The organism is Cetobacterium sp. (genome assembly GCF_051653945.1).
In the GTDB taxonomy this organism is placed as follows: Bacteria; Fusobacteriota; Fusobacteriia; order Fusobacteriales; family Fusobacteriaceae; genus Cetobacterium_A.
Genome location: NZ_JBOFXD010000083.1, coordinates 1 through 5,232, shown reverse-complemented (window position 1 = coordinate 5,232; position 5,232 = coordinate 1). Strand labels below are relative to the sequence as shown.

Annotated in this window: 5 protein-coding genes; 4 read left to right on the top strand and 1 reads right to left on the bottom strand. The window is 28.0% G+C overall.

From position 1 onward, the window contains the following. From ACRC8M_RS09170 to aqpZ, 4 genes are all read left to right on the top strand, one after another. Window positions 1-1,550, top strand: a 1,550-nt coding sequence (locus ACRC8M_RS09170) for an efflux RND transporter permease subunit (RefSeq protein ID WP_438528863.1), incomplete at its 5' end; no start/stop codon positions are given. 13 nt (window positions 1,551-1,563) lie between these two features. Further along, the gene (locus tag ACRC8M_RS09165) at window positions 1,564-3,129 is read left to right on the top strand and encodes a hypothetical protein (RefSeq protein WP_438528862.1); all 1,566 of its coding nucleotides are present in this window, start codon (window positions 1,564-1,566) and stop codon (window positions 3,127-3,129) included. After that, window positions 3,122-3,796 (top strand): LytTR family transcriptional regulator DNA-binding domain-containing protein, encoded by a 675-nt coding sequence (locus tag ACRC8M_RS09160; protein WP_438528861.1) that lies wholly within the window; start codon window positions 3,122-3,124, stop codon window positions 3,794-3,796. The genes ACRC8M_RS09165 and ACRC8M_RS09160 overlap by 8 nt, the downstream gene beginning before the upstream one ends. Window positions 3,797-3,891: 95 nt before the next feature. Further along, the gene (gene aqpZ, locus ACRC8M_RS09155; RefSeq protein ID WP_438528860.1) at window positions 3,892-4,599 is read left to right on the top strand and encodes an aquaporin Z; all 708 of its coding nucleotides are present in this window, start codon (window positions 3,892-3,894) and stop codon (window positions 4,597-4,599) included. A 290-nt stretch (window positions 4,600-4,889) separates the two neighbouring features. Here aqpZ and ACRC8M_RS09150 read toward each other — a convergent pair. Beyond that, a partial coding sequence (locus tag ACRC8M_RS09150; protein ID WP_438528859.1) for a hypothetical protein occupies window positions 4,890-5,232 on the bottom strand: 343 nt, incomplete at its 5' end.

Sequence of the window (5,232 nt, the reverse complement as noted above, 5' to 3'; positions counted from 1 at the left end):
ATGTAGATATTACAAAAGAGGGAAAAGTATTTGGAAAAGTAAAATCAATCTATGAAAAAATAATTGAATGGGCGATTTCAAATAGAAAGAAAACAGTAGCATTAGCATTTTTAACATTTATGGTTATGATGATAATAGGACCAATGTTGACAAGAACTGAGTTCATACCAAAACAAGATTATGGCCGATACTCTATTATACTAAAGCTAGAACGTGGGCTTTCTGTTGAAAGAGCGGAAGAGATTACAGAGCAAGCTGTTGAAGTTGTAAAAAATAATCCTTTAACAAAATCTTACTCCACTTTAATTAAAGACAATAAGGGGATTATAAATGTAAATATTGGGCCAAAATCTGAGCGTGAAACTTCAGTTTTTGATATTACTAAAAATTTAAGAAAAGAGCTTACCACAATTCCAGGAATCTATTTTAATCTTCAAAATGAATATCAAATAGAGTCTGGTGAAGGAGATGTAGAATTCCAAGTAAGTTCTAATGATTTAAACCTTAGTAAAAATATTATATCTAAAATACAAGAAAAAATTAGTCAAAATCCAGGAATTACAGATATAACTTCAAGTGTGGAGCCTGGAAATATAGAAGCTAGAGTTGTCTTAAATAGAGATAAATTAAGAGCACATGGGATCAGTCCATTGGATATAGGTAGAATAATAAGTTACTCTTTCCTTGGAGGAAATAGAGCTACTGGACAAACATTATCTGTAAAAACTGGAACAGAAGAGATTGATGTTTTAATAAGATTACCAAAAGATTCAAGAACTAAGATTTCAACTTTAGAGGAGTTAAGTGTTAGAGGAGCGGATGGTAAATTTGTAAAAGTTTCAGACGTAGCAGATATTGTTATGGCAGAGGGAGCAGCAGAAATTAATAAAATTGATAAAATATATACCTCTACAATTAGTGCTAATGATGGTGGTATTGGTTTAAGCAAAGTTCAAAATGAGATATTGAAGGCTTTCAATGAAACAAATCCACCAAAAGGTGTTTCTTATTCGTGGGGAGGAATGTCACAGTTATTTAACGAAGCAATTGTTCAGATGGGAATGGCTCTTGGAATTTCAATATTCTTAATATATGCTATTTTAGCATCACAGTTTGAGAATTTTTTACTTCCAGGAATTATCTTAGCATCAGTACCGTTAGCAATGATTGGAGTTTATAGTGGACTCTTGCTAACTAACTCTCCATTTGATATGATGGTAATGATTGGAATAATAATGCTAGCAGGGACTGTTGTTAATAACGCCATTGTATTAATAGATTTTATCAAAATTTTGAGAAATCGTGGGTACGAATTAAATAGAGCAGTTAAAGAATCATGTAAAACAAGACTCAGACCAATTTTAATGACTACAATGACTACAGTATGTGGCATGATTCCTCTAGCTCTAGGATTTGGCGAAGGAGCAGAGCTATACTCTGGAATGTCTATAGCAGTTATATTTGGTTTATCGTTTTCAACGCTATTAACATTGATTATAATCCCTGTTTTATATATTGAAATTATTTCAATAACAAAACATCAAAAATAGAAGGAATGATCTTATGTCTAAAAAAAATTTTTTTATTGTATCAATAGTTATTTTTTCTTTAATTTTAGGAGTTTTAATTAAATTTTTATCATTGAGGGAAGAAGATTTTATTTATGTAGTTCCGAAAATTAAAAATATGGAAATACTTGATGAACAAATAGGAGAATATTCTTTATATAACAAATTTGGTGATACTAATCTCAATTTTGAAAGTAAAGATTTTTTAAATGGTAAAATTTTTCTAAATGTCCCAAACGGTAACTATATTTTAAAAGGAAAGTATGAAGATGAGGTTAAAAATATTCCCTTTATAAAAGAAAGCACTTGGGAAGAAATTGAAATTGAATTTATAGGAAATCAATTTTCTGAAAAACAAGAGTATTTTTTAAACGCAATTACTTTATCACTTGTTCTTTTAAATTTATCTATTTTTCTGAAGTTAAAAAAACAGTTAAAAGAAGATAAAACTTTATATTTAACCTCATTTATTTTATTTTTAAACTTGATTTTAAGCTTTAGAATTAAAAGATATACAGATATTATAAAAATATTAGACTTTTTAACCGTTACTATTTTAGGTTTTACACTGGCTTTTTATCTAATTAATAAATTTATTTCTTCTAAATACAATATTATAAAAAAGGGGTTTATAAGCACCTTATTTATCTCTTATCTACATAGTTTTATCATAGCTCTTATTATTGTGTCGCCACAAATATATACATACTTACTTTTAAATTTTGAATATTTAATAAAAATTATTAGATTTGTTGGGAAAAATCTATCTTTATCTAGAGTTATATTTTTAATAATTTTATTTATTCTTTTTTCTAAAAAAAGAAATATATTAAAAAATATTTGTTGGGGGTTTGTTTTAATAGGATATTTTTTCTTAGAATCTTTTAATTTGTTTTTTCCAAACTTAACAGGATTGAGTAATTTTTTAAGAGTGTTGACCTACGTATCTCTTTACTGGGGAATTGTCTTTTATTCTTTAAAAGCATATAATCAGAACGTAAGTAGATTTATTAAATTTATTTTAGGTTTCTCTTTAGTTTATATAACTTTATTTTATTATAAAAATTTAGAGCAACCAACTTTAACTTTAGCTATAATTTTAATTTTAGATTTTTATAATTATATATTTGATAAAATTTTTCTTAGAAAATCTTATACTATTGAAAAAACATTTAATAAATTAGTTCTAATTAAAGAGCAAAAACAATTTGAAATACAATTGAAAGATGAGATTTTAAAAAATACCAATTTAAGAATAATTGAAGTTAAAATTTTTAAAAATTATGATGAACAAAATTATATAATTAAAAAAGATTTTGAAGTATATAATTCAAATTTATTTATTGATAAAAAAAATATCTATAACTCAGAATATACTTCTGCACTTAGGATTCCTTTTGGAAATAACCCTTGTATAGGAGTCATACTTTTTAAAGATCCAGAAAACTATTTAGGAATTGATGAGATTAACTATCTAACTGGAACTATTGAAAAGATATCTAGTCTTGTTAATTCTATCCGATTATCTCTTATTTATGAGGAGTTGGCTTCACATGAATAAAATAGGACTTGTAATTGATAATGACTCAAAAATTTTGTTGAAAGAGATTTTAAACTATGATTTTATTGAAACAAATATAGTTGAATGTTGCAAACTAGTTCTTTTGGATATTTCTATTGTTAATTTTAAAGATGAGTTTGATTTTTATCTCTCACACGGAATTTCTATTATTGTTCTTCTAGGGAATTCTAATATAAAGGAGATGAGAACACTTCTTAAATCAAATAAATGTTTTGATTGCATACTTAGGTATGATGTTTATGAGATTGAAAAATCTATAGAAGAATACTACTCTTCTAAGAAAAAATATTCTGAATTTTATTTAGGTGATACTTATTTAAAAGGATTTTTCAATTTTTCTGAAACTTTATATATGGATTATTGTAGAATAAGTAGAAAGATTAGGTTTAATTTAATTGATAATGAAGTTTTTTTTGTAAAACGAACCTTTTCTGATTTAGACTTTTTAACAATTGAGTTTCCTAATTTTTATAAACTAGAAAGAGGACTCATCATAAATACTAGCTTAATCAAAATTCTAGATTATAAAGAGGAGCGTATAATCTTTAAAGATAAATCAATACTATATATTAGTAAGGTTAAAATTAAAGAACTTGAGAATATATGTAACTTTGAACAGAGCAGATTAATTTTTAAAAATGCTTAGTTATGTAAAAGAGAGAATGAATCTTAAGTAATTCTAATTAAACTGTGTACTAAAATTTTTATTGCAGATTTAAAAAATTTAAGGAGAGTACATAAATGACTAGAAAATTATTTGCAGAATTCATAGGAACATTTTGGTTAGTATTAGGTGGATGTGGAAGTGCTGTTTTAGCAGCTAGTTACCCTGAGTTAGGAATTGGATTTGTAGGAGTATCTATAGCATTTGGATTAACAGTTTTAACAATGGCGTACGCAATAGGACATATATCAGGTTGTCATTTAAATCCAGCAGTAACAGTAGGATTGGCAGTAGCTGGAAGAACTGAAAAAAAAGATGTAATTCCATATATTGTAAGTCAAGTTTTAGGTGGACTTTTTGGAGCGTATATATTATATTTAATTGCTTCTGGAGTTCCAAATTTTGATATAGTTAATGGATTTGCACTAAATGGAGTTGAATATTTTTCACCTACAGGAGCAAGTTTAATATCAGGAATTATCTGTGAGATAGTAATGACAATGATGTTTTTAATTATTATTTTAGGAGCAACTTCAGAGAATGCTCCAAAAGGTTTTGCACCAATAGCTATAGGATTAGGGCTGACATTAATACACTTAATTAGTATCCCTATTACAAATACATCTGTAAACCCAGCAAGAAGTACAGCAGTTGCTTTAATAGCTAGGGGAGAAATCTTATCACAATTATGGATATTTTGGGTAATGCCAATTATAGGAGCTGTATTAGGAGCAATTTTATATAGAATTTTTATAAAAGAGAATACCCCAAAAAAGTATTATTAATTGAGATAGCTTATTTTAGTTTTAAGAAATTAAAAATTTAAAAATTTATTGTTAATAAAAAAACTACTTAGCTTTAGGGGGCACAAGTAGTTTTTTTGATATATTCATTTAGGGGGGAATATACCGAATGAAAATAAACAATTATATATAGCTTAATATATACAGTGATAGATCTGCAAGTATTTTTTTATTTAAAAGTTTATTAATTTTACCCCCATTAATTTTCTATCAGGTTTTTTTCTAGTTTTTCAAAATCTAGTCACAATATTAGTAATTTAAAATGTAATTTTTTATTCAAGAAACTCCGCCTTCTGTGTAGGCCGATATTCGGCGGGGACAAGCCAGCGATGAGGCACATATCTCCAGTGAAGGATAGGGATGTCAGTCGCTGGCTTTTTTCTTTCATAAAAAATGTGTGGGCTTGGTCCACCCCCGCCGCTCTTCCCCCCAAGCCCCCCTTCCAGCATCCCCCTTTTAAGGTACTCCCTTTTGGTGGGACCGCTCTTGGGGGTGGCCAATGCCTTTCCCTCATTTTGCTCCCTCTGGGATAGAATCAGGCTTTTTTTCGCTGAGATTGTACAAGAGAAAGCAAATCTCAGCAAAGCCCTCATGAGCAAGAGGCAGCAACTTCGC

Excerpts from the sequence above, each read along its gene's own strand:
- ACRC8M_RS09160 (WP_438528861.1), top strand. The coding sequence starts at position 3,122 with ATGAATAAAATAGGACTTGTAATTGATAATGACTCAAAAATTTTGTTG.
- aqpZ (WP_438528860.1), top strand. The coding sequence starts at position 3,892 with ATGACTAGAAAATTATTTGCAGAATTCATAGGAACATTTTGGTTAGTA.
- ACRC8M_RS09165 (WP_438528862.1), top strand. The coding sequence starts at position 1,564 with ATGTCTAAAAAAAATTTTTTTATTGTATCAATAGTTATTTTTTCTTTA.